Raw genomic sequence first — 23204 nt, forward strand, 5'->3', positions numbered from 1 at the left:
AAAAAAAGGTTCCTTTTCGCGGAACATTTTTTTTCGCCGCGCATTATGCTGCCATATGAATATTGAAGGTATCTGGCATTGATGACGGACAAAATTGGGGCAGGGCGTGACGCCGTGAGGTCAGCGCGTACCGATAATCCTAACGCGCAGATTGCGACCAAGCTCCGCGCGCTTTATCTTTCAGTTCAGGAAGAAGCTATTCCGGACCGCTTTCTCGACCTGCTTGAGAAGCTTGACGCGGTTGAGCGCCAGTCGATGCCGGATGTGGCAGAATGAGCGGCGCCATGACGTCTGAGGAACCCAGTTTCAAGCGTGAGATGCTCGCGGCGCTTCCAAGCCTGCGCGCCTTCGCCATGTCGCTGATCGGCAGGCACGACCGCGCCGACGATCTGGTCCAGGATACCATCATGAAGGCGTGGGCAAAGCAGGACCATTTCGAGATGGGTACGAATATGAAGGCTTGGCTTTTCACCATCCTTCGCAACGAGCTTTACAGCCAGATGCGCAAGCGCGGCCGGGAGGTTCAGGACAGCGACGGGTATTTTACCGAGTCGCTTGCCCAGCACCCTGCACAGTATGGTTCGCTGGATCTCCAGGATTTCAAGCGGGCGCTGGAAACGCTGCCGCCGGATCAGCGCGAGGCGATCATCCTCGTCGGAGCCTCCGGGTTTTCCTATGAGGAAGCGGCGGAAATATGCGGCTGCGCCCTTGGTACGATCAAGAGTCGCGTCAATCGGGCACGTCAGCGATTGCAGGATATTCTGCAGGTGACCGGTGAGAACGAATATGGACCGGATGCCACCTCGGCGCCCATAACGTCGCGTGCTTTTATCTCCTGACAATCAAGATCGTTGGCATCAACCAAATCTTTCCTGCGAGGTTTGGTCGATGCAAAGTTATCGTGCACGATTGCACCGCAGGGTGCAATCGTGCAGAAACTGCACAGGCGCATCGCAGCGCCAAGGCTGACGGACGAGATTTTGGCACTGCCTGGCCGGGTATGGAATTTATGATTGATGAGACTAGTGATTTGCAGCCGGCGGTGGCGGCAGCTTTGGCCTCAGCCCAGAGGCTTGCGGTCCTGCACGCGGTCATTCCGGACATGGCCGAACCAGACGCCGATTTCCGCGATCTCGCCGATATAGCCGCCGGTCTCTTCGATGCACCGGTTGCACTGGTCACTCTTGTCGATGCCAAGGATCAATGGTTCAAGGCGGCCAGCGGCATCAGCGAGCCACGGGCGCCGTCGGTTGATTCCTTTTGTGTGCACACCATCGCGGGGGCTTCCGATGGCGCACTGGTGGTTGCTGATGCCACTGCAGATCCGCGTTTTTCCAACCAGCCGCGCGTTGTCGGTGAGCCCTTTCTGCGATTTTATGCAGGGGTTCCCTTGGTTATCGGCAATCAATCGGTGGGCACCATCTGTGTTTTCGATGTCAAGCCGCGCGCCGACCTGGCGCCGCAACTTATTGTTCAGCTGCAAAGGCTGTCACGCATAGCTTCGTCTCTTTTTACCCTCAAGCACGAGGCGCGACAGCGCGCTCTGAAGGAAGCAGCGCTGTCGCGCGAAGAGCAGCGGCATGCAATGGCGCTGGATGCGGCCAATGTCGGTAGCTGGTTGTGGAATATCTGCTCGGGTAATGTCTCCTGCAATGAGCCGATGCTGCGCATGTTCGGCATGCCCTTCGCCAAGAGCGTGCAGGCACGGGACATATTTGGCGCTATTCATCCGGACGACCGCGTGGCGACGCTCTCGAAGCTGCGGTCTGCGATGACGCAGGACCAGGAATATGACGGGACCTTCCGTGTGGCGTCATCGGGACGCTGGCTGCTGGGCCGTGGCCGCGTTCACGAGCGCGACGCCAAGGGCAAGCCAACGGTTTTTCTGGGTATCAATATCGATGTGACGGAGCAGCAGGGCGCGACCCAGCGCACCCGGCTTTTGCTCCGCGAGCTTAATCATCGCGTCAAAAACACGCTTGCCATGCTGCAGTCGTTGGCGCGCCAAACATTGCGGCAGACAAGCGATCCGCAGGAATTCATGACTGCCTTCGCGGGGCGCCTACAGGCCATTTCCGAAGCGCATGGGCTGCTTTCTGACCATGAATGGGGCGAAATTCGCCTCTCTGCATTGCTGGCAAAACAGCTCGCACCGCATGTCCGCGACTATGAAAAGCAGATCGAGATCCACAAGGACGAGATCCTGCTCGGGCCGGATCAAGCGGTCGGGCTGGGGCTGGTTCTGCACGAGCTGGCAACCAATGCCGCGAAATACGGATCGTTGTCGGTTTACGGCGGCAGGGTGGTTTTGACCGCCCGCAGTGTCGATGAGGATGGCCATCGTGTTTTGCACATGACGTGGACAGAGGTCGGCGGTCCCCCGGTCGAGGAGCCCTCACGGCGCGGTTTCGGCTCGATCCTGATCGAGCGGAGCCTGGACAAGGTCATGGGAAGTTCGGTGAAGATCGAGTATCTGCCGGCAGGCCTGACGGCGATTGTCCGCCTGCCGCTTTAAGCGTTTCTTCCTGTGTGCCTCAGGACCGGTCGCGGTCACCCGATTTTCGCATCAGCCCGAGAACGGTGCCAACACCGACGGCAAGGCCTGCGGCCAGAAGCGGCTGCCGGCGGAACAGCGTCAGTGCCGTGGCAATGGCAAACGTCGTCTGTGCCTGCGAGCGGCGCCGCTTTTCGGCTGCGAGACGCTTATCGCGGGCATTGAGCGCATACATGATGCCAATGATGACAAGCCCAATGAGGATGGAAACACCGGCAAGGATAAGGGTGGCTTTCAGAGGCTTATATAGTGCACTGAGATAGATGGCGCCTGCCGCCATTGCAAAGATGTAAGCCGTCAGGAAGGACAGCGCCACGACGGCCCACATCGCACCATTACGCTTGTAGCGCGCTACGGTAACACTGACATCCGTCACGACAAGAGCCGAAAGCATTGCGGCCAGAGGACCCATTTTATTCTCCAGGAGGCGGATGGCACAAAGGCCGGCTGACAACCGAGTTGTTCGCCAGCCTTCGACAGGAATGCAGACGGCCGCCCTGATGGACTGCCGCCTGCCTGGAAAGGTTCGTCTAGCGGCGGATCAGCGCGGCAACCATTAGGCCGAGCGCAGCAGCGGCGCCCAGTGTGGCAACCGGGTGCTGGCGCACGGTCTGGCGAACCTGCTTTTCCGTTACCGAGTAACGGCTGCGCAGTTCGGCAAACAATGCCTCGCCATTTTCCAAAAGGTCCTGAAGGCCGGCTTCCGCTTGATCACGGGCATCGTGGGCGCGACCACGAACATCCTTGGAAGCTTCGTATGCTCTTGAACGCACATCTTTCGATGCGTCGGCACCGCGCTGCGAGAGGAGCTTGGCGAGCGATGCGATGTCGTCGCGGATTTCGCTGATCTGATCTTCGATCGGGGCATCGAGGAGGCTGCCGTTGCGCTTCTTTGCGCCGGAAAAGAGACCTGGGGCCATGAAGAAACTCCTTCGTGCTTCGGGACTATTGGTTCAGGTTCGTCCCGGTGTGCGGTAGTGCCGACAAATGACATGATCGCCGTGTCAGCGGTTCGCCACAATAACGCGCAAATTGGAGTTTGGTTCCATCGTCAGCGCGATCTAGGCTGCCGTGTGGGGCAGAACGAACGGGACGTTGCCTTCCGGTGTTGCATTGACCCGCATGGCGCAGCCGAACACCGCTTCCATCACGGCGTCGGTCATCACCGCGTTCGGATGTCCCGTCGCATGGACACGCCCCGCCTTCATCATGATCATCCGGTCGGCGAACATCGCGGTCAGATTGAGGTCGTGCATGATGGCGATGACGCCGCCGCCGCGTTCGCAGAAATTCTTGGCCAGCCGCATGATGGTCAGCTGGTGGCGGATGTCGAGGCTCGATACCGGCTCGTCCAGCAGCAGGAAGGCGGGCTCGCCGTGCTGGACCGGCTCCCAGATCTGGCACAGGGCGCGCGCAAGCTGCACACGCTGCTGTTCGCCGCCGGACAGTTCCTGGTAGAACCGGCCGGCAAACCCGGACAGATCGACGGCTTCGAGCGCATCGCGGGCAATCCTGTCGGTATCGGCCGCATCGGACTTTGCCCCAACTGACAGGCCCATACGAACGATTTCGCGCACGGTAAAGGGAAAGGAAATGACGGTGGATTGCGGCAGCACGGCCCGTTTCAATGCCAGTTCCCATGGTTTCAGCGTCGCGATGTTGTGACCGTTGATGCTGACGGTGCCGTCATAGGGCAGTTCACCGGCGATCGCCTTGAGGCTGGTGGTCTTGCCGGAACCGTTGGGGCCGACGATTGCCGTCAATTGTCCGGCCGCAGCCTCGATGCTGACGCCGTGCAGCACCTGCGTGCCGGAAAGCCGGACGGAAAGATTGCTGGCCTTGATCATGGTCTAAAGCCCCATATGGGAGCGCCCGCGCAGCAGGATCCACAGGAAGAACGGCGCGCCGGCAAAAGCAGTGATGATGCCGATCGGCAATTCGGCCGGCGGGACGATGGTGCGGGCGATCATATCGGCAAAGATCAGCAAGCTGCCGCCGAGCAGGGCCGATGCGGGCAGAAGATAACGGTGATCGGGGCCGATCAGCATCCGCAGAACATGCGGAACGACGATGCCGACAAAGCCGATGCCGCCGCTGACGGCAACCGAAGCGCCGGTCGAGGCCGCGACGCTGACGATGGCGATGTTCTTCAGCCGCTGGACCGGAATGCCCATGTGGAACGCTGCGGCTTCTCCCAGCGTCAAGGCGTTCAGTCCGCGCGCCAGGAAGGGAACGACCGCGAGCGACACGAGGATGATCGGACCGGCCGACAGGATCTTCATCCAGTTGGCTCCGGCCAGAGAGCCGAGGCCCCAGAAAGTCAGGTCGCGCAACTGCTTGTCGTCGGCGATGAAAATCAGCACGCCGGTGACGGCACCGGCCAGGGCTCCGAGCGCGATGCCTGCCAGCAGCATGGTGGCGACCGATGTCTGGCCGCTACGGGTGGCGATCTTGTAGAGCAGCAACGTGGTGATGAGACCGCCGATGAAGGCCGCGACCGGCAGAGCGTAAAAGCCGAAGATCGCAAACAGCGGGCCGAAAAACGAACTGCCGAGAACGATCAGCAGGACGGCGCCGAGGCTTGCGCCGGAGGAGACGCCGACCAGTCCGGGGTCTGCCAGCGGATTGCGGAACAGGCCTTGCATCACCGCTCCCGAGACGGCAAGCGAGGCGCCGACCAAAAGGCCGAGCACCGCACGCGGCAGACGAATATCGAGGATGATGATCCGATCGCGGACGCTCAAAGCCTGCTCGGCGCCTTCCATTCCCACCAGCCAACGCAGAACGTTGCCGAGCGAGGCATCGGCAGCACCGGTCATGATCGAGGCTAAAAATATTGCGGCTGCGACGGCGATGAGCACGAGGATCAGCATTTGGGCGAGCCGCGAACGGTCGCCCAAATGCCAATCGGATTTCAAGCGCGACGCAAAAGACTGCGACCGGCCATCACCCGCAACCATTTCACTGCGAGGCATTCGGGTTTTTTCCGTAGATGGCGGCGTTGAGTTCGCGCACCGTGCTTGCCGTGCGCGGTCCGAAGCCGAGCATATGCAGGCCGTCCATGCGGATGATTGCGCGGGTCTTCGCCGCTGGGGTCAGGCTCAGCGCCGGATGGCCAAACAGTTCGTCGTCGCTGGCGGCATGGCCGCCGCTGCGTGTCATCATCAAGACGATATCGGGTTTGGCTTCGATGATCGCCTCGTCGGTCAGCGGCTTGTAGCCCTGGAACGTGCCGGTGGCGTTGATGGCCCCGGAAAGCGCGATGATGCCGTCGGCAGCCGTGTCTTTGCCGGACGCCATGATCTTGCCGCCCTGCGTGCTGAGGATGAAGATCACGCGCTTGCGCTCGCTTTCCGGCCGTTTGGCAGCATCTGCTACGGCCGCGTCGAGATCGGCCTTGACCTGATCGGACAGAGCGGTGGCTTTTTGGGGGACCCCAAGGAAATCGCCGACAGCTTTTATCTTCAGGAGAATGCCGTCGCGATCATAGGTTTCCGGAACAGTCTGGAAAGGGATTTTTGCGTCTTTCAGAACCGCGAGAGCCTCGGGCGGGCCACTGCCTTCCACGGCGATGATGGCGCTCGGGTTGATGGCAATCACGCCTTCCGGCGACAATTGCCGCATGTAGCCGACATCGGGAAGCTTGGTTGCCGCATCCGGATAGAGGCTGGTCGAGTCGCGGCCGACGAGCTTTCCTTCTTCGCCGAGTGCATAGATGATCTCGGTGATGGCACCACCAACGGAGACGAGCCGGGACGTGTCGGGCTTCTGCATTTCCTGGGCGACAGCCGTACGGATGAAGGAAGCGCCATCCGGCAGGGCGGCCGGCAGCACGAAGGGGGTAGAGACCGCGAAGATTGCCAGCGCCAGTTCCCAGGAACGCAGCCGGCGGAAATCATAGGGAGCTTTCATGACCGTTCCTTCAGGCCGCTTCGGTGATGTCGAGCCGGGCAAGGTTTTCCATGACGGTGCGCCATTCCTCGCGCTCGGCGAAGCCTTCCTTACGCTTGCCGAAAAACTGGATGACCATGTCTCCCTTGGCGTCCAGCGCTTCGAGCGAGGTCACGTGGCCGTCGGCCGTCGGCTTGCGAACCGCCCAGATTTCGGCGAGGTGATCGCTGCGCAGGTGCAGATGCAATGTCGGGTCCATGATGTTGAGCCAGGGACCCATGGTCTGGATATTGGCAACCGGACCGGAATGGATTTGGATGATGCCGTGATTGCCGACGAAACACATGATCGGCACTTCGACCCTGGCAGACTGGCGCAGCATCTCTTCGACGGCTTCGGGCTGCAGTTTCCAGGCAAAATCGTCACCGACCGACTGCAGCGCCTGGCGGCGGCCGAGCTTCAACTTGCGCAGCAATCCATGGAACTGATGCGTATCGGTCATCTTGCTCCATTCGTCGCGCAACGTCGCCACATCGACCGATTCGGTACCGCCATCGGCAATGCTTTCGACCTTGGTCTCGGGGATGAACTCCTGCGACTGATCCTCAAGCCGGAAGGCTTCGACGATGCTGTGATAGGCATCGAGATTGGATGCCGGGCGCAGGTGCACCTTATGGACGGCCGTTCCCTGCTTGTCGAAGAACTGCAGGCTGCGGCGCACATCGTCGCCATCCGTCTTGCTCACGGCAAAGCCATGTGCCCAGGCGCCCGGAAAAATGCGCAGGTCGATATTCTCTCCAAGCACGATCGAGGCGTGTTTGCCGGGAGTGATGTTCTCGAACACGCCGATCTTTTCGTGAACGGCACTGTCGTTGCGGGTCAGTGCCATCACTTCCCCAAGTTCCGCTGCCCGTTCCAGAAAGCGATTGGCGCCGCCATCGATCCGAATGCTGGTCAGGCCGCATTCGGCGGCAACCAGGGCTGCTTCCGAAATACCGAGCTGAGCGGCGATATCGCGCTCGCGCATCTTCGGATTGGCGGCCCGGTAGGCACGGATTTCGGTCGGGGTCGGACGGGGTGTCTGGGTCATGTGTGTAGCCTATTTGTTCAGAATAAGTTTGCCCTGGCGGGTGATCTTCATGCGGTAGATCGCGCCTTCATGTGCAATGAGAATTTCGTTTCCGCCCCGAAAAAGCTCGCGGCTTTCAACGATGCGCTGTGTCTGGCCGACCGGCACGGCAACCGGCACGGCATCTGGTTCATTTGGTGTCACCGGTTTCCGGTCCTGATCGTGACGGCCGAAACAGGGGATTTACCCCCTTCTTTGGCCGGGTCATTGTGATTTGTATCTTGACTTCATTACTCATCTTTTATTATGGACGCAATACAGGATTTGCAGTCAAGATTAATCGCCGAGCCGAAATGTGCCGCGTGCGGGTGGGTTCCCAAAGAGCCGGTCTTCCCCCGAAGCGCCACTCTTTGAGAATGGATGGACCATGATGAAATTTGTTCGCCTGCTGCCGCTAGCCGTCATGGCCGCCTTATCTTCGGGTTCGGCTGCCTTGGCGCAGGATCCGGGAGCGCCCGGTAACCTGTCGATCGAGATCAACGATCTCACGCCGTCCGATAAAGGCTGCAAGTTGACATTCGTGGCGGCAAACGAGCTGCCGCAATCGCTGTCCAAGGTTTCCTTCGAATTCGTGCTTTTCGATGCGAAGGGACTGGTCGAGCGAATGGCGGTTCTCGATTTTCGCGATCTGCCTGCTGGAAAGACGAAGGTCAGGCAATTCGATCTGCCCGGAACGAAATGCGATGCCGTCAAGAGCCTGCTCATCAACGATACTCCGGTTTGCACTGGCGACGGTGTGGCCAAGGATGCCTGCATGAAGGCGCTGAAGACGGGTTCAAAATCACCTGTCGAACTGAAGGGCTGATGCGGATTTCGCGTCGGTATCTGCGATGAACACTCTTATCAAATGGACCGGGGCGATCCTCCTTTCGCTTTTGGCGCATGCAGGCTCAACGCAACTGTTCGAGCCAAACGAGAAGCCGCTCGATCTAGCGCTGGTTGCGGGCGGTGAAGCCATGGAGGTGGCCGTTCTCGGTAACGCCTTTGAAGAGACGGTGCTGGCGGGCGATCCCAGCGAAGCAATCGAACCGGAGGAAGTCGAGCCCGAGGAGGTCGAGCCGGAGCCGATGGAAGTGGCAGAGATAGCGCCCGTTCAATCCGAATTGACCGCCGAAACGCCGACGGACATCGTTCCCACCGAGGCCGATGTCATTCTCCCGGCCGAGGAAATTGTACCGGCCACCGCCGAACAGCCGGAGATCACGGCAACTGTTGCGCCGGTGGAGACCGTCATTCCGGAGGAAAAGCCGGAAATCAAACCGGAACCTGAAAAGAAGCCTGAGCCGAAAAAAGAGCCGGAGAAGGAAAAACCGAAGAAGAAGGTTGTCCGCAAGAAGGCCGGCGATGCCGGAAAACAGGTCGAGACCGTGAGCAAAGGTCAGGCCGATGGCGTCGAAGGCGCCGTCGCCACAGCAAGCACCGGTAAAAAGGGAAAGGTCGCGCAGGCTTTCGGAAATGCGGCCGAAAGCAATTACAAGGGTAAGGTACGCACGAGAGTGCAGCGGTATTTCCGCTATCCCAAATCGGCAGATAGCTCCGGGACGGTAACGGTGGGCTTCACCATATCAAGCGGCGGAGGTGTATCGAGTTTGCGAATTCTCCGGGGATCCGGTTCGCCCGCGCTTGACGAAGCGGCCCTGAATGCTGTTCGAAAAGCTGAACCTTTCCCCAAAATTCCCGCAGATGCGAACCGCAGTAGCTGGCAGTTCATTTTACCGCTCCAATTTGGACGTCGATAGCGCCGCAGGATTTTTTTCGAAGGCATCATGGGTTTGCCGCATGAAGGCGCTGCGGCGAAACGTTCCCCAGATAATATGATAAAAAAACTCATGTTTATACTTTACTCTGTTTATCAAGTTAAATAGGTTCCCGCACGATCAGCCGAACGGCCGGTTCCGAAACACGCGGAGACTGACATGGGTGACAAGCGGCAGCAGCTCAAGCCGAAGCAGAAGCAGAGCCGGGAGGCCGAGACGCGCAATGTGCCGGCTTCCAGCAAGGCGCAGGAAACACGGCTGGAGGGGCGCAGTTTCCTTTACGTGGGCGGCCGCGATTGCCAGGTGGCGCATTTGCGCCAGATCGCCAGTTCGCATGGCGCCGAGCTGATCCATCATGACGGCGGTTTGCGCGAGGCAGTGTCCCGTATCGACAATATCCTGCCGTCCGTCGACTGCGTTTTCTGCCCGATCGACTGTATCAGCCATGATGCGTGTCTGCGGGTAAAGACCGGCTGCAAGAAGTGGGGCAAGGCCTTCGTGCCCTTGCGCAACGGCAGCAAGTCGAGCCTGGAACGCGCTTTCCTGGACCTGAAGGCAGCCCGCAGCAACGCTAGCTGACTTGCCGCTCGGATCGATATCCGGGCGCATGTTCAGCCGTCCAAATCCTCTGGAGACGAAGACATGAGCAATGAGCGTCCCGATCAGTACATGATGATCGGACTGCACAAGCTGGCCTCGCAATCTGGCGACGGTTTGGTGCCGGAACTGTACGAGTTGCTGTCACGCCGTGCGCGCAGGGTTGAAGACAATCCGAACGTCACGGAATTTCCGGTCTGGCAGGCGCGGCCGCCGACGCGCTCCGTTTTGGGGCTTGCACCTGAGCCGAGAGGTAATATCCTGCCATTCCCTTCCGGTGCTGCCGCTACAGTGCAAACCAAAGATCAAGCTTGAGGATACCCGCATGTTTTTCGCCATGAACAGGTTCAGGATCGCGATCGGCCATGAAACGGCGTTCGAAGACGTCTGGAAAAACCGCGATTCCAGCCTTGCGGAAAATCCCGGTTTCAAGGAATTCAAGCTGTTGCGCGGCGATACCGTTGTCGACGAAGGCTACACCTTGTTCGTGTCGAGTTCGATCTGGGAAAGCCGCGACGCCTTCATCGCCTGGACGAAGTCCGAAAACTTCCGCGCAGCCCATAAAAATGCGGGTGATAACCGCGCGATGTATCTCGGGCCGCCGAAGTTTGAAGGTTTCTCGGTCGTCGAAGGCGCTTAACCTTCCTTCCGCATAAAGAATGCGCCGGTGGCGACGGAAAGCCAGCCGAGTATCATCAACACGCCGCCTGTCGGCGCCGACATCGGAAACAGCCCGTGGCCGAGGAAGTGGCGCGCCGTCAGGTCGGCTGCGAATAGGGCCGTTCCGGTTGAAAGCAGCAGGGCTGAAATCGCTGCTGTGCGCATGACCGGCCAGGCGGCGTAAAGCGCGATCAGGGCAGGGGCATGTGCCAGGCACATCGCCGAGGCGCCACCGAGCAGGCGCGGATCGGCTCCGTGTGAAGCAGCTGCAGCGCTGATGACGCCGGAAAGGCCCATCAGGCCGGCAATGAAAAGGGTAACCGTCCGAAACTGCCCGCTCTGCATCTCTATTCTTCCTTGTTCTGCATGTGATAGGCAAGCCGCGTTACCGGCTCCAGAATGATGGAGCGCAATTGCGGATGTGGCACCGTCTCTTCCAGCGCCAGGTTGAAACAGAGCAGCCACTCGTCACGCTCCTCAGCGCCGATCGCGGCGCCGAAATGCCGGCTCCTGAGCCTCGGATGGCCACGTTTGTCGGTGTAGAGCGGCGGTCCGCCGAGCCAGCCGGTCAGATACTCGTAGAATTTCTCTTCGCTGCCGGAGAGGTCGTCCGGATGGATCGCCCGGCAACGGGCTGCTTGCGGCAATGTATCCATCAATTGGTAGAAACGGTGAGTGAGGGCCCGCACGGTCGTGTCGCCGCCAATGGCGTTGTAAAGTGTTTCCGTCTGCCCGTCCGTCATCATCGCTTCCCTGATTGATGGACGTTCTAGCGTGTCGTGCTTTGCCGTTCCAATCGTTTTTCACAGGGCTCGCCAGGTTGCGTCGATTGACCGCGCCGGCATCATCAGAGCGAAAATCACCTTGACAAACCGTCCAGACGGTATCTTATTGGCTCATGTCCATCGCCCATCATCGACGTAAGCAACCGGAATTGGTCCGCCAGCAACTGCTGGATGTGGCTGCACGCCTGTCATTGGAGCAGGGGGCTACGGGCGTGACGCTCGACGCCGTGTCGCAGGCCGCCGGCGTCAGCAAGGGTGGGCTGCTGCATCATTTCCCCAACAAGATGGCGCTTCTGAACGGCCTCTTCGACGATCTGACCGGGAAACTCGACCGAGCGATCGCAGAGGAGATGCGCAACGACCCGGTCGCCCATGGCCGCTTCACCCGTGCCTATCTGTCCATCGTTTTTGCCTTGGAGTATGAAGTGGATGCGCAGGGCTGGCAGGTCCTGACGGTTGCGCTTTTGTCCGAGCCGCAATTGCGTGAGCGCTGGCGGGTATGGGTGGCGGATCACGCCGACGAATTTGTCGGCACCGATTCCTCACCCGGATGCCTGCTGGCGCGGTTTGCGGCCGACGGTCTGTGGCTGGCGGATATCCTCAAAAGCCACGATGTCGATCTGCCCATGCGTCAGGCCATGCGGGCGCAACTCGTCGCACTTTCCCAGCAATAACCGGCTATCGGAGCCCCACATGAACCCCGCAATGCTCTATGCCGTGCTCGTGATTGCCATCGTTTTCGAGGTGCTCGGCACATCGGCCATGCAGGCTGCCCAGCACTTCACCAAACTGGTGCCGACGCTGATCATGGTGGTCTGCTATGCCATCGCCTTCTATTTCCTGTCCTATACGTTGCGGGTCATTCCCGTCGGGATCGCCTATGCGATCTGGAGCGGTCTCGGCATCGTGCTGATTTCGCTGGTCGGCTATTTCGTCTTCGGGCAGAAGCTGGATCTCGCCGCCATTCTCGGGCTCGGGTTGATCATTGCCGGCGTCGTCGTGCTCAACGTCTTTTCCAAATCCACCTTTCACTAAACCTGTCCCGTCGTCAGATTTTCACTTGCAAAAGCCTCGGGCGGATTCTATCGCTGGAAATTGAAAGCGGTTTCAATTTTATCGAGCGCTGATGAATGCGGCATCGAAAGAAGGATTGGTCATGACCATCAAGGCAGTTGTCTGGGGCGAAAATATCCACGAGCAGACCAATGAGGTCGTGCGAAATATTTATCCGAACGGCATGCACAACACGATTGCCGCAGCGCTGAATACGGATCCTTCGATCGAAGCCACGACGGCGACATTGCAGGAGCCGGAGCATGGCCTGAGTGTCGAGCGATTGGCAAAGACCGACGTTCTGCTCTGGTGGGGCCACAAGGATCATGGCGCGGTATCCGACGAAGTCGTCGAGCGGGTTGCCAAGCGGGTCTGGGAAGGCATGGGGCTGATCGTTTTGCATTCCGGCCATTTCTCAAAACCGTTCAAGCGGCTGATGGGCACGCCCTGCGCGCTGAAATGGCGCGAGGCAGGCGAGCGCGAGCGGCTGTGGGTGATCAGTCCGCGCCATCCGATCGCCGAAGGCCTGGACGAGAATTTCGTGCTGGAAAACGAGGAAATGTACGGCGAGCAGTTCTCCGTGCCGGAGCCGCTGGAAACCGTGTTCATCTCCTGGTTTGCCGGCGGTGAGGTGTTCCGTTCGGGGCTCACCTGGCGCCGTGGTGCCGGTAACATTTTCTATTTCCGCCCGGGCCACGAGACCTATCCGACCTATCACGACGCCAATGTCCAAAAGGTTCTGCGCAACTCGGTCAAGTGGGCCTACAATCCACAGGGCACCTACACCGCCATCCACGATGCGCCGAACGTGCCGGTCGAAAAGGCACTGGAGCCGATCGTCGAACGCGGCCCGAAACTGCATCAGGCCGGCGAAGAGGGGTACAAGTGATGAAGCCTATCCGTCTCCTCGTTCTCGGCACGGGTGGCATGGCCAATACGCATGCGATGAATTTTGCCACGATGAGCGGCGTCGAACTCGTCGCTGCCGTCGATGTCGATCAGGTCCGGGTGCAGGCGTTTGTCTTGCGTCATGCGATCGCCAAGACATTCACCTCGCTTGATGAGGCAATTGCTTGGGGCGAGTTCGATGCCGTCACCAATGTGACGCCGGACAAGATCCACTATCCGACGACACTGAAGTTGCTGGCTGCCGGCAAGCATGTGCTGTGCGAAAAGCCATTGGCCGAGGATTATGCCAAGGCCGACGAGATGGCGACGGCTGCGGAAAAATCCGGTCTGGTGACGATGGTCAACCTCACCTACCGCAATGTCGCAGAAGTGCAGAAAGCCCGGCAGATGGTTCTGGCCGGCGAGATCGGCAAGGTGCGCCATATCGAGGCGTCCTACTTGCAGAGCTGGCTGGTGTCCAAGGCGTGGGGCGACTGGGCGACGGAATCGCAATGGCTCTGGCGGCTATCGACCAAGCATGGCTCGAACGGTGTGCTCGGCGATGTCGGCATCCATATCCTCGATTTTGCCGGCTTTGGCGCGGCCACCGACGTGGAGCATATTTTTGCCCGGCTGAAGACCTTCGACAAGGCTCCCGGCAACAGGATCGGCGAATACGATCTCGATGCAAACGACAGCTTCACCATGACGGCCGAGTTTGCCAATGGTGCGATGGGCGTTGTTCACGCCAGCCGCTGGGCCGTGGGCCATCTCAACGAACTGCGTCTGCGCATGCACGGCGACAAGGGCGCCATCGAGGTGATCCACACGCCCGATGGTTCGATGCTCAAGGCTTGCCTGGGCGACGACATCGAAAAGGGCATCTGGAAGAACATCGATGCGGGAACCGTATTGACCAACTACCAGCGCTTCATCGACGCGGTGCGTGCTGGCAAGACGGTCGAGCCGGGCTTTCGCCATGCTGCCGATCTGCAGAAGGTTCTCGATCTCGCCATGGTCACCGAGAAGGAACGCCGCGAACTTAAGGTTTAAAGCTTCTTCACGGCGGCGGTCGAATTGCGGATCACCAGTTCGACCGGCCAGACCTCGCGCAGGTTCTCGGCCGGTGTTCCCTGTAGCATGTCGAGCACCATTTCGCCGATCCGCGCCCCCGCCGCGCGGATCGATGATCGCGTCGTTGACAGCGCCGGTGAGAGATGGTCCGGGCTGATATAGGGAAAGACGTCGTCATGGGCGATCAGCGAGATATCCTCGCCGACGGTCAGACCGGCAATGCGGATCGCCCGCATGGCACCCAGCGCCGACATCATCGATCCGGCGATCACGGCCGTCGGCCGGTCCTTTAGCTTCAGCAGACCCTGCATCAGCCGGAAGCCCATCTCGTCGGTGAATTCGCCATGTCCGCAGAGCGCCGGATCGATCATGACTCCTCGGCCGCTCAGCGCCGTCTGGTAGCCATCCTGCCGGTGTTCGGCAAAAATCCGGCCGCGATAGCCGTTGAGCAGGGCGATGCGGCGATGGCCGAGATCGAGCAGATGGCTGGTCGATTGCCGTACCGCCCCGAAATTATCGATATCCAGCCAGCCGAAACTGCCGTCGCAATTGGTGCGTCCATGCACGATGAAGGGCAGGCGCAGCGAGTTGAGCAGCGCAATGCGCGGATCATCGATAAAAGGCGAATGCAGGATGACGGCATCGACGCGCTTGCTGGCGGCAAGACGCCGGTAGGTGGCAAGCTCGGCCTCGGGCGAATCCACCGTCGAGACGAGAATGTCGATTTCCTCCTGCTGCAACCGCCCGCCAAGCCCGCCCATGAATTCGCTGGTGTGCGGGCCGAACTCGCCGCCGCCCTTCAACACGATGCCGATGGCGCCGACCCGGCCCGTCGCAAGCCCCAATGCGCTGGTGTTTGGCCGGTAGCCATATTCGAGCGCTGCCTTCAACACCCGTTCGCGGGTTGCCTGCTTGACTTCGGGATAACCGCTCAAGGCGCGGCTGACCGTCGTCTGCGACAGTTCCAGCCGGTTTGCGAACTCCTTGAGGTTCATGCGGAATTTCCTGTTGTCTTTGGTCTCAGTGTAAGCGGCTTCAAGGTCGCGTCAAAGGACCTATGCCGGGCACCCCCTCGCGAATTCGACGGGAGAAATCGGGTGTAACGGCTGGGGCCTGTGCCCGCGCGCTGATGGCGCCGCCGCTTTGAAGTTGCTCCAGCGTGAAGCCGGGGGTGAACCCGTTCACATCGATGATGTAGGAGGGCAGGTAGCCCGAAAAGATCAGCCGGTAATCCAGCGGCAAGGCCCCGGAGACGATATGGTCGATCATGGCGAAAACGATCGTCGTGCAGTTGGCCGTGATCGTATTGTAATATTGCGGGGTCTCATTGAGGCCATTGGCCGTATCGACATAGGACAGGAAGAGCGAGCGCATCGCCGGCTTTGGAATGTTGAGACGGTAGAGATAGACATCTTCCTTGCGGATATTGGTGCGCACTCCGACGATATCGCGTTCGTCGGCGGCAATGACGCTCATCTCGAATTCCTTGAAGAACCCGCCGATCTCCGAAAAGCTCTCATTGCGCTCCTTGCGGATTTCCACCGAAAAAGTGACGAACTGGCCGTCGTCGAAGCCGAAGGAAACCAGGGTGTGCGCGATCGCAGGGCCTGACCAGTAAGACAAGAGCAGATCGACCGAGGCGAGCTTGTCGAGGTCGTAAGTGCGGTTTTCCCAGCGCACCGTGTAATCTGCCGGTGATCGCCAGTCGAAATTGCGGACATTGGCGAGCGTGACCTCCGGGCCGTTGACGACGCCGGAGACGATATGCGCGACCTCGTCGGCCCAATCGCGATTGTTGCTCGCCGGTATGGCGTTCCACCAGAACAAAAGGCCGGCGATCATCAGGGGATAGAGCAGTGCCGCAACCCGGGAGTGCCAGCGGACATAGGCATAGAGCGCGACAAGCGAGAGGATGGCCCAGAGCGCTGCGAGCAATATCTTGACCGGGGCCGGGCCGGGCGCCTGATAGGACAACGCCATCGCCCCCCAGACTGCAAAGCCGAGAATGGCAAGTGTCGAGATCACCCGGATGATGATGCCAAGGATATGAAAGCGGCGGCGTTCAACAGGTTCGCTCATCGATCAGCGACCGTCATGGACGCTACTGTTGCAAGCTCTCGACGCGGTTCCATGCCCATGCAGGCCTCCTTGGTTTTACCTGCCTGCAATGCCAGATTTCCGGGCAGGAAGACATTCGATTTTTTTTTGGTTCCTGCATTTTCAAAGAGAAAACTCTTTACGCTCTGCAGGTTTTTCCGGGGCCGAACCTTAAGCTGGACGATCAAGTAAGCCGTTATACCACCATTGTTTTTCGGTTGTTGAAATTTGCACAAGCCGCATTGTTATTTGTCATATGATTGACTAGCATCCCATTCTTGACCAACCGGACAAAAATTGGCTGACGCCAACAGACGTATCAGGCAGGACGGGATTTTTTGAATGCAGGCGGTTTTCGACGGCCACAATGATGTGTTGCTGAGACTGTGGAGCAATGCCAAAAAAGGCGCTGACCCGGTTGTCGAGTTTTCCGAAGGAACAACGGAAGGCCATATCGATGGCCCCCGGGCCAGGAAGGGCGGTTTCATCGGCGGACTGTCGGCGATCTATATCCCGTCTGATCATCTCGTCTTGAAGACCCCTGACGAAAATGGCCATTATGCGACCGAGCTGTCCGAGCCGCTGGAGCGGCAGCCCTCCCTCGATATCGCACTGGAATTTGCCGCCATCGCCCTGCGGCTTGACCGCGCCGGCGCCTGGAAGCTTTGCCGTTCGACCGACGATATTCGCGCGGCGATGGAAAACGATATCTTCGCCGCAGTGCTCCACATGGAAGGCTGCGAGGCGATCGGCGCCGATCTTACCGCGCTTGAAACATTCCACGCCGCCGGATTGCGTTCGCTTGGCCCTGTCTGGAGCCGCAACAACATCTTCGGACACGGCGTGCCGTTTGCCTTTCCGATGGGGCCGGACACCGGGCCGGGCCTGACCGAGGCCGGCTTCGGCCTTGTGCGCGAATGCAACCGTCTCGGCATTCTCATCGATCTCGCCCATATTACCGAGAAGGGGTTCTGGGACGTGGCGAAAACCACCGACCAGCCGCTGATCGCCAGCCATTCGAATGCCCATTCCCTCACCACCGTTGCCCGCAACCTGACCGATCGCCAGCTGGACGCCATCCGCGACAGCAAGGGGCTGGCCGGGTTGAACTATGCGACGACCATGTTGCGGCCTGACGGTCTGGAAAATGCCGATACGCCGTTGTCCGATATGGTCCGTCATGTCGATTATATGGTCGAACGCATGGGCATCGATTGCGTGGCGCTTGGATCCGATTTCGATGGTGCAACCATTCCGGAAGGCATAAGCGATGCGGCCGGCAACCAGAACCTGATTGCTGCCCTGCGGGACGCCGGATATGGTGACGCGGAACTGACAAAAATATGCCGGGAAAACTGGCTGAGGGTTTTGGCTCAAGCCTGGCACGAAGCCGCTTGAACCAAAAAGAGAAGGCCCATCGCGGGCTTAAAAAAGGGAACAGAGAGATGATGCATTCACTGAACAAGCATGTGCGCATGTTGACGGCCGGCGCCGCCATGTCGCTGATCTTGATGGCGGCCGCGCCCGCATTCGCCGAAACGCCGGCCGACACGCTGGTCGAAGGCTGGGCGATCGACGACATCATCACCATGGATCCGGGCGAAGCCTTCGAGCTATCGACCGCCGAAGTCACCGCCAATACCTATAGCTATCTCGTTCGCCTCGATATCAACGACACGTCCAAGGTCGTCGGCGATCTCGCCGAGAGCTGGACTGTTTCGGACGACGGCCTGACCTACACGTTCAAGCTGAAGCCCGACACGAAATTTGCCTCCGGTAACCCCGTGACGGCCGAGGATGTGGCTTACTCCATCGAACGCGTCGTCAAGCTCGACAAGAGCCCCGCCTTCATTCTCACGCAGTTTGGTCTGACCGGCGACAACGTCACGGAAAAGGCCAAGGCTACGGATGCCGGCACGTTCACCTTCACCGTCGATAAGGCCTATGCACCGAGCTTCGTTCTCAACTGCCTGACCGCAACGGTCGGCGCGGTCGTTGATAAAAAGCTGGTGCTCGAACACGTGGCTGCCGTTACGCCATCGGCCGAATACAAGTACGACAACGATTTCGGCAATGAATGGCTGAAGACCGGTTACGCCGGATCGGGTGCCTTCAAGCTGCGCGAATGGCGCGCCAACGAAGTCGTCGTCATGGAACGCAACGACAATTATTACGGCGAAAAGACCCCGCTCGCCCGCGTCATCTACCGCCACATGAAGGAAAGCTCCGGCCAGCGCCTGGCGCTGGAAGCCGGCGACATCGACGTGGCGCGCAATCTCGAGCCGGGCGATTTCGACGCTGTTTCAAAGAATGCCGAGCTTGCCACCACCAATGCCCCGAAGGGTACGGTCTATTACTTCAGCCTCAACCAGAAGAACGCCAACCTGGCCAAGCCGGAAGTGGCCGAAGCGTTCAAGTATCTGGTCGATTACGATGCGATCGGCTCGACCCTGATCAAGGGCATCGGCGAAATCCATCAGAGCTTCCTGCCAAAGGGCGTTCTGGGCGAGCTACCAGAAAACCCCTACAAGCTCGACGTCGCCAAGGCCAAGGAACTGCTGGCCAAAGCCGGTCTTGCCGATGGTTTCTCGGTGAGCATGGACGTGCGCAACACCCAGCCGATCACGGGTATTGCCGAATCGATCCAGCAGACGCTGGCCCAGGCCAACATCAAGATGGAAATCATCCCCGGCGACGGCAAGCAGACGCTGACCAAGTACCGCAACCGCACGCACGACATCTATATCGGCCAGTGGGGCCAGGATTACTTCGATCCGAACTCGAATGCCGAAACATTCACCGTCAACCCGGACAATTCCGACGAAGGCAAGAACAAGACGCTCGCCTGGCGCAACACGTGGGACGTTCCGAAGGAATGGACGGAACAGAGCAAGGCTGCTCTGCTCGAAAAGGATGCCACCAAGCGTGCCGAGATGTACAAGGACCTGCAGAAGAAGGTGCTTGAAAAGAGCCCGTTCGTGGTCATCTTCCAGCAGACCGAAGTTGCAGGCATCCGCGCCAACGTGAAGGGTTTCAAGCTCGGTCCGAGCTTCGATACCAACTACGTCTTCACGGTTTCCAAGGATTGAGCCGGAGATAGCCGGTGAGCATTCCCGAAACAGTACCAAAGGCCGGGCGCTCACGCGCCCGTGCCTACGGTTGGGCCAAGAGCATCCTGCGCTTCCTGGTCATCATCGTCACGACCTATCTCGGTCTTCTGGCTGTGACATTCTTCATCGGCCGCGTCATCCCGATCGATCCCGTGCTCGCCGTTCTCGGCGACCGGGCGCCGGCGCATGTCGTCGAGCGAACCCGTGAGCTGATGGGCTTCAACAAGCCGCTTTATGAGCAGTTCTTTATCTATGTGCGCGATGCGCTGACCGGCAATTTCGGCACCTCGGTGCTGACGACCAATCCGGTTATGGCCGATATCCGCCGCGTCTTTCCCGCCACGCTTGAGCTTGCAACGCTGGGCACCATCATCGGCAGCCTGATCGGCGTGCCGCTCGGCGTGCTCGCTGCCGTCAAGCGCGGCTCGATCGCCGACCAGATCGTCCGCGTCGTCGGGCTCGTCGGCTATTCCGTGCCGATCTTCTGGCTGGCTTTGCTGTCGCTTCTGTTCTTCTATGCCAAGCTGCGCTGGGTCGCCTATCCGGGCCGCATCGATATCGTCTACGAATACAGTTTCACCCCGATCACCGGCCTTTATCTGCTGGACTCGCTCTGGCAGGGACAGTGGGATGTGTTTCGCGACGTGTTCCGCCACATCATCCTGCCGGCTGGCCTGCTCGGATATTTCTCGCTCGCCTATATCAGCCGCATGACACGCAGCTTCATGCTCAACGAGCTCAGCCAGGAATATATCGTCGCGGCGCGCGCCAAGGGTCTGTCGGAAACCCGCATCATCTGGGGGCACGCGCTTCGCAATGCCGCCGTGCCGCTGGTGACGGTGATTGCGCTCTCCTATGCCGGGCTTCTCGAAGGCTCTGTCTTGACGGAGACGGTGTTCGCGTGGCCTGGGCTTGGGCTCTACATCACCAATTCGCTGCAGAACGCCGACATGAACGCGGTTCTGGGCGGCACCATCGTGATCGGTTCCGTCTTCATCGCCATCAATATCCTGTCCGATCTTCTCTACCGGACGCTTGACCCGAGGACGCGCGCGCGATGAGCCAGTCCACCCTTCAAACCACTCCCATGACCCGCCGCCAATGGCTGATGTCCGACAGGCCGCAATCGCGCCTGCAGGCCCGTCTTGGCCGTGCCTACATGACCTGGCAGCGGTTTTCAGCCAACAAGCTGGCCGTTGCCGGTCTCTGCATCATCCTGCTGCTGATCCTGATTGCGATCTTTGCCGATGTGCTCGCACCGCATTCGCCCGTCATCGGCAATCTCGGCGGCGCGCGTCTTTTGCCGCCCGGCAGTCCGGGCTATCTGCTCGGCACCGATGATCAGGGCAGGGACATTCTCTCGCGCCTGCTGCATGGATCGCGGCTGACACTTTTGGTCATCGTGCTCGTGGCGATCATAGCAGCCCCCATCGGCCTTCTGGTCGGCGCCGTCTCCGGCTATGCCGGCGGCTGGGTCGATGCGGTGCTGATGCGGATCACCGATATCTTCCTCGCATTCCCGAAGCTGGTGCTGGCGCTCGCCTTCGTTGCCGCCATGGGGCCGGGCATCCAGAACGCGATCATCGCCATCGCCATCACCTCCTGGCCGCCCTATGCCCGTATCGCCCGTGCCGAAACGCTGAGCGTGCGCAATTCCGATTACATCGCTGCCGTGCGGCTGATGGGGGCTTCGCCGTTCCGCATCGTGCTGCGGCATGTCATGCCGATGTGCATGTCGTCGCTGATCGTGCGTGTGACGCTCGATATGGCCGGTATCATTCTGACGGCCGCCGGTCTTGGCTTTCTCGGCCTCGGCGCACAGCCGCCGCTGCCGGAATGGGGCGCAATGATCGCATCCGGCCGCCGCTTCATCCTCGACCAGTGGTGGGTTGCCACCATGCCCGGCATCGCCATCCTGATCGTCAGCCTCGGCTTCAATCTTCTGGGTGACGGCCTGCGCGATGCGCTCGATCCGAAGGAGAGCGGCCAATGAGCACGATGCTGACGGTCGACGATCTCCGGGTCTCGTTTCCCACCCGCACCGGCCTGATCGAGGCGGTGCGCGGCGTCTCCTTCACGCTTGGCCGCGAACGGCTCGGCATTGTCGGCGAAAGCGGCTCGGGGAAATCGCAGACGGGCAGGGCGATCATGGGCCTGACGCCGGCGCATGCGAAGATTTCGGCGAAGACATTGAATTTCGACGGCATCGACCTGTTGACGGCGCCGGCCAAGGTCAGGCGATCCTTGCGCGGCAGCCGTATCGCCATGATCCTGCAGGACCCGAAATATTCCCTCAATCCGGTGATGAGCATCGGCCGCCAGATCGTCGAGACGCTACGCACGCATGAAAATGTCAGCAAGCGCGAGGCGCGTGACCGCGCCATTGCCATGCTCGAAGCTGTGCAGATCCGCGATGCCGGCCGTGTTTTCGATCTACATCCACACGAGGTCTCCGGCGGTATGGGCCAGCGGGCGATGATCGCCATGATGCTGATTGCCGGTCCGGAATTGCTGGTCGCCGACGAGCCGACATCGGCGCTCGACGTCACGGTGCAGCTCGAAGTGCTCGGCATTCTCGACAAGCTGGTTGCCGACCGTGGCATGGGCCTGATCTTCATCTCGCACGACCTGCGGCTGGTCTCGTCCTTCTGCGATCGCGTCATCGTCATGTATGCCGGCAAGATCGTCGAGGAACTGGCAGCGTCGGATCTCGGCAATGCCAAACATCCCTATACCCAAGGCCTGCTCAACTGCATGCCGACGCTCGGCACCAACCGGCATCCGCTGCCCGTGCTCGACCGCCAGCCGGAGTGGGCGCTATGACTGCAATCGTCTCTGCTGAAAACCTGACTGTCGCCTATGACGATTTCCTGGCGCTCGACAATGTCAGCATCGATGTCGCGCCGGGGGAGTCTTTCGGTCTCGTCGGTGAATCCGGGTCTGGAAAATCAACGCTGTTGCGCGCCATAGCCGGGCTGTCGCCCGTCACCGGTGGCAAGATCGTGCTCGACGGGAAGCCCCTGGATGTCAAATACCGCGACAAGGCATTCTATCGCCAGGTCCAGATGGTGTTTCAGGATCCCTACGGGTCGCTGCATCCGCGCCAGACTGTCGACCGGCTGCTGCAGGAACCGCTCGCTGTCCATGGCGTCCAGGATGCCGAACGGCGCATCCTGCGGGCGCTTGACGAAGTCGGGCTCGGCTCTTCATTCCGCTTCCGCTATTCGCATCAGCTCTCCGGCGGACAGCGCCAGCGTATTGCCATTGCGCGGGCGTTGATCATCGAGCCGCAGATCATGCTGCTCGACGAGCCGACCTCGGCTCTCGATGCCTCGGTTCAGGCCGAAGTCCTCAACCTCTTGGAACAGGTGCGCCGCGACCGCAAGCTGACCTATATCATGGTCAGCCACGACCTCGGCGTCGTCACCCATATGTGCGAGCGGCTGGCGGTGATGAAGAACGGCAAGGTCGTCGAGCGGCTGTCATCCGCCGATCTGGTCGCGGGCCGCCTCAAGGAGGATTACACCAAGAACCTGATGGTCGCGAGCAAAGGGTTCGTGCGGGACGCGGCCTTGGCGCCGTAGCGCCGCCAAGGCCAGTGGCGCTGCT

Annotated in this window: 30 protein-coding genes; 18 read left to right on the forward strand and 12 right to left on the reverse strand. The window is 60.0% G+C overall.

What is annotated here, in order from left to right; genetic code table 11:
- Positions 1–81: 81 nt before the first annotated feature.
- The 3 genes from ACP7E6_RS00560 to ACP7E6_RS00570 all read left to right on the forward strand — a co-directional run bounded on the left by ACP7E6_RS00560 (position 82) and on the right by ACP7E6_RS00570 (position 2515).
- A complete protein-coding gene (locus ACP7E6_RS00560; RefSeq protein WP_426228471.1) occupies positions 82–276 on the forward strand; it encodes a NepR family anti-sigma factor in 195 nt (64 codons plus the stop codon).
- Between the two features lie 8 nt (positions 277–284).
- Positions 285–839 carry an RNA polymerase sigma factor gene (locus ACP7E6_RS00565; protein WP_426228472.1) on the forward strand — a complete coding sequence of 185 codons (555 nt, stop codon included), beginning with the start codon at positions 285–287 and terminating at the stop codon, positions 837–839.
- A 170-nt stretch (positions 840–1009) separates the two neighbouring features.
- Complete coding sequence (locus ACP7E6_RS00570) at positions 1010–2515, forward strand: sensor histidine kinase (protein WP_426226952.1); 1506 nt, start codon at positions 1010–1012, stop codon at positions 2513–2515.
- A gap of 19 nt (positions 2516–2534) precedes the next feature.
- On the opposite strand, the gene ACP7E6_RS00575 is transcribed toward ACP7E6_RS00570, so the two are convergent.
- From ACP7E6_RS00575 to hemP, 7 genes are all read right to left on the reverse strand, one after another.
- Positions 2535–2966: a hypothetical protein gene (locus tag ACP7E6_RS00575; protein ID WP_426226953.1), complete on the reverse strand. Its 432-nt coding sequence runs from the start codon at positions 2964–2966 to the stop codon at positions 2535–2537.
- Positions 2967–3084: 118 nt separating this feature from the next.
- Complete coding sequence (locus tag ACP7E6_RS00580) at positions 3085–3474, reverse strand: hypothetical protein (protein WP_426226955.1); 390 nt, start codon at positions 3472–3474, stop codon at positions 3085–3087.
- A 141-nt stretch (positions 3475–3615) separates the two neighbouring features.
- Positions 3616–4401, reverse strand: coding sequence for a heme ABC transporter ATP-binding protein (locus ACP7E6_RS00585; RefSeq protein WP_426226957.1), 786 nt, complete (start codon positions 4399–4401; stop codon positions 3616–3618).
- A 3-nt stretch (positions 4402–4404) separates the two neighbouring features.
- Entirely contained in the window at positions 4405–5529 is a 1125-nt protein-coding gene (locus ACP7E6_RS00590; protein ID WP_426226959.1) for a FecCD family ABC transporter permease, read from the reverse strand.
- The gene (locus tag ACP7E6_RS00595) at positions 5516–6466 is read right to left on the reverse strand and encodes a heme/hemin ABC transporter substrate-binding protein (protein WP_426226961.1); all 951 of its coding nucleotides are present in this window, start codon (positions 6464–6466) and stop codon (positions 5516–5518) included. The genes ACP7E6_RS00590 and ACP7E6_RS00595 overlap by 14 nt, the downstream gene beginning before the upstream one ends.
- Before the next feature lie 10 nt (positions 6467–6476).
- Positions 6477–7535 (reverse strand): hemin-degrading factor, encoded by a 1059-nt coding sequence (locus ACP7E6_RS00600; RefSeq protein ID WP_426226963.1) that lies wholly within the window; start codon positions 7533–7535, stop codon positions 6477–6479.
- Between the two features lie 9 nt (positions 7536–7544).
- A complete protein-coding gene (hemP, locus tag ACP7E6_RS00605; protein ID WP_426228474.1) occupies positions 7545–7682 on the reverse strand; it encodes a hemin uptake protein HemP in 138 nt (45 codons plus the stop codon).
- A gap of 262 nt (positions 7683–7944) precedes the next feature.
- Here hemP and ACP7E6_RS00610 point away from each other — a divergent pair, with 262 nt between their 5' ends.
- The 5 genes from ACP7E6_RS00610 to ACP7E6_RS00630 all read left to right on the forward strand — a co-directional run bounded on the left by ACP7E6_RS00610 (position 7945) and on the right by ACP7E6_RS00630 (position 10568).
- Positions 7945–8379, forward strand: coding sequence for a hypothetical protein (locus tag ACP7E6_RS00610; RefSeq protein WP_426228476.1), 435 nt, complete (start codon positions 7945–7947; stop codon positions 8377–8379).
- Between the two features lie 25 nt (positions 8380–8404).
- Positions 8405–9313, forward strand: a complete 909-nt coding sequence (locus ACP7E6_RS00615) for an energy transducer TonB (RefSeq protein WP_426226965.1) — start codon at positions 8405–8407, stop codon at positions 9311–9313.
- Between the two features lie 177 nt (positions 9314–9490).
- The gene (locus tag ACP7E6_RS00620) at positions 9491–9910 is read left to right on the forward strand and encodes a DUF2325 domain-containing protein (RefSeq protein ID WP_426226967.1); all 420 of its coding nucleotides are present in this window, start codon (positions 9491–9493) and stop codon (positions 9908–9910) included.
- 63 nt (positions 9911–9973) lie between these two features.
- Positions 9974–10243 carry a hypothetical protein gene (locus ACP7E6_RS00625; protein WP_426226969.1) on the forward strand — a complete coding sequence of 90 codons (270 nt, stop codon included), beginning with the start codon at positions 9974–9976 and terminating at the stop codon, positions 10241–10243.
- 10 nt (positions 10244–10253) lie between these two features.
- The gene (locus ACP7E6_RS00630; protein WP_426226970.1) at positions 10254–10568 is read left to right on the forward strand and encodes an antibiotic biosynthesis monooxygenase family protein; all 315 of its coding nucleotides are present in this window, start codon (positions 10254–10256) and stop codon (positions 10566–10568) included.
- Here the strand turns inward: ACP7E6_RS00630 and ACP7E6_RS00635 are convergent.
- Positions 10565–10933 (reverse strand): DUF423 domain-containing protein, encoded by a 369-nt coding sequence (locus ACP7E6_RS00635; protein ID WP_426226972.1) that lies wholly within the window; start codon positions 10931–10933, stop codon positions 10565–10567. The two genes, ACP7E6_RS00630 and ACP7E6_RS00635, sit on opposite strands and share 4 nt — an antisense overlap.
- Before the next feature lie 2 nt (positions 10934–10935).
- The gene (locus ACP7E6_RS00640) at positions 10936–11331 is read right to left on the reverse strand and encodes a group II truncated hemoglobin (protein ID WP_426226974.1); all 396 of its coding nucleotides are present in this window, start codon (positions 11329–11331) and stop codon (positions 10936–10938) included.
- A 155-nt stretch (positions 11332–11486) separates the two neighbouring features.
- On the opposite strand from ACP7E6_RS00640, the gene ACP7E6_RS00645 reads away from it, so the two are divergent.
- The 4 genes from ACP7E6_RS00645 to ACP7E6_RS00660 all read left to right on the forward strand — a co-directional run bounded on the left by ACP7E6_RS00645 (position 11487) and on the right by ACP7E6_RS00660 (position 14367).
- Entirely contained in the window at positions 11487–12047 is a 561-nt protein-coding gene (locus ACP7E6_RS00645) for a TetR/AcrR family transcriptional regulator (protein WP_426226975.1), read from the forward strand.
- Between the two features lie 19 nt (positions 12048–12066).
- On the forward strand, positions 12067–12408 hold the full coding sequence (locus tag ACP7E6_RS00650) for a DMT family transporter (RefSeq protein WP_426226977.1): 342 nt from the start codon (positions 12067–12069) through the stop codon (positions 12406–12408).
- 121 nt (positions 12409–12529) lie between these two features.
- Positions 12530–13315, forward strand: a complete 786-nt coding sequence (locus ACP7E6_RS00655) for a ThuA domain-containing protein (RefSeq protein ID WP_426226979.1) — start codon at positions 12530–12532, stop codon at positions 13313–13315.
- 8 nt (positions 13316–13323) lie between these two features.
- Positions 13324–14367, forward strand: a complete 1044-nt coding sequence (locus tag ACP7E6_RS00660; RefSeq protein WP_426228478.1) for a Gfo/Idh/MocA family protein — start codon at positions 13324–13326, stop codon at positions 14365–14367.
- Here ACP7E6_RS00660 and ACP7E6_RS00665 read toward each other — a convergent pair.
- The 3 genes from ACP7E6_RS00665 to ACP7E6_RS00675 are packed head-to-tail and all read right to left on the reverse strand — an operon-like array spanning position 14364 to position 16673.
- On the reverse strand, positions 14364–15383 hold the full coding sequence (locus ACP7E6_RS00665) for a substrate-binding domain-containing protein (protein WP_426226981.1): 1020 nt from the start codon (positions 15381–15383) through the stop codon (positions 14364–14366). The genes ACP7E6_RS00660 and ACP7E6_RS00665 overlap by 4 nt on opposite strands.
- A gap of 40 nt (positions 15384–15423) precedes the next feature.
- Positions 15424–16467 carry a DUF4105 domain-containing protein gene (locus ACP7E6_RS00670; protein ID WP_426226983.1) on the reverse strand — a complete coding sequence of 348 codons (1044 nt, stop codon included), beginning with the start codon at positions 16465–16467 and terminating at the stop codon, positions 15424–15426.
- Positions 16464–16673: a hypothetical protein gene (locus ACP7E6_RS00675; protein WP_426226985.1), complete on the reverse strand. Its 210-nt coding sequence runs from the start codon at positions 16671–16673 to the stop codon at positions 16464–16466. The genes ACP7E6_RS00670 and ACP7E6_RS00675 overlap by 4 nt, the downstream gene beginning before the upstream one ends.
- Positions 16674–16827: 154 nt before the next feature.
- Between ACP7E6_RS00675 and ACP7E6_RS00680 the strand changes: the two genes are divergently transcribed.
- Genes ACP7E6_RS00680 through ACP7E6_RS00705 form a run of 6 tightly spaced genes read left to right on the forward strand, consistent with a single transcriptional unit; the run spans position 16828 to position 23179 of the window.
- A complete protein-coding gene (locus ACP7E6_RS00680; RefSeq protein WP_426226987.1) occupies positions 16828–17883 on the forward strand; it encodes a dipeptidase in 1056 nt (351 codons plus the stop codon).
- Positions 17884–17930: 47 nt separating this feature from the next.
- Positions 17931–19574: an ABC transporter substrate-binding protein gene (locus tag ACP7E6_RS00685; RefSeq protein ID WP_426226989.1), complete on the forward strand. Its 1644-nt coding sequence runs from the start codon at positions 17931–17933 to the stop codon at positions 19572–19574.
- 14 nt (positions 19575–19588) lie between these two features.
- Positions 19589–20656: an ABC transporter permease gene (locus tag ACP7E6_RS00690; protein ID WP_426226990.1), complete on the forward strand. Its 1068-nt coding sequence runs from the start codon at positions 19589–19591 to the stop codon at positions 20654–20656.
- Entirely contained in the window at positions 20653–21588 is a 936-nt protein-coding gene (locus tag ACP7E6_RS00695) for an ABC transporter permease (protein ID WP_426226992.1), read from the forward strand. The genes ACP7E6_RS00690 and ACP7E6_RS00695 overlap by 4 nt, the downstream gene beginning before the upstream one ends.
- Positions 21585–22418: an ABC transporter ATP-binding protein gene (locus ACP7E6_RS00700; RefSeq protein WP_426122184.1), complete on the forward strand. Its 834-nt coding sequence runs from the start codon at positions 21585–21587 to the stop codon at positions 22416–22418. Before ACP7E6_RS00695 ends, ACP7E6_RS00700 begins: the two co-directional genes overlap by 4 nt.
- A complete protein-coding gene (locus tag ACP7E6_RS00705; protein WP_426226994.1) occupies positions 22415–23179 on the forward strand; it encodes an ABC transporter ATP-binding protein in 765 nt (254 codons plus the stop codon). The genes ACP7E6_RS00700 and ACP7E6_RS00705 overlap by 4 nt, the downstream gene beginning before the upstream one ends.
- The last annotated feature ends 25 nt before the right edge of the window (positions 23180–23204 follow it).

It is taken from the genome of Pararhizobium sp. DWP3-4 (genome assembly GCF_049898205.1).
GTDB lineage: Bacteria > Pseudomonadota > Alphaproteobacteria > Rhizobiales > Rhizobiaceae > Pararhizobium.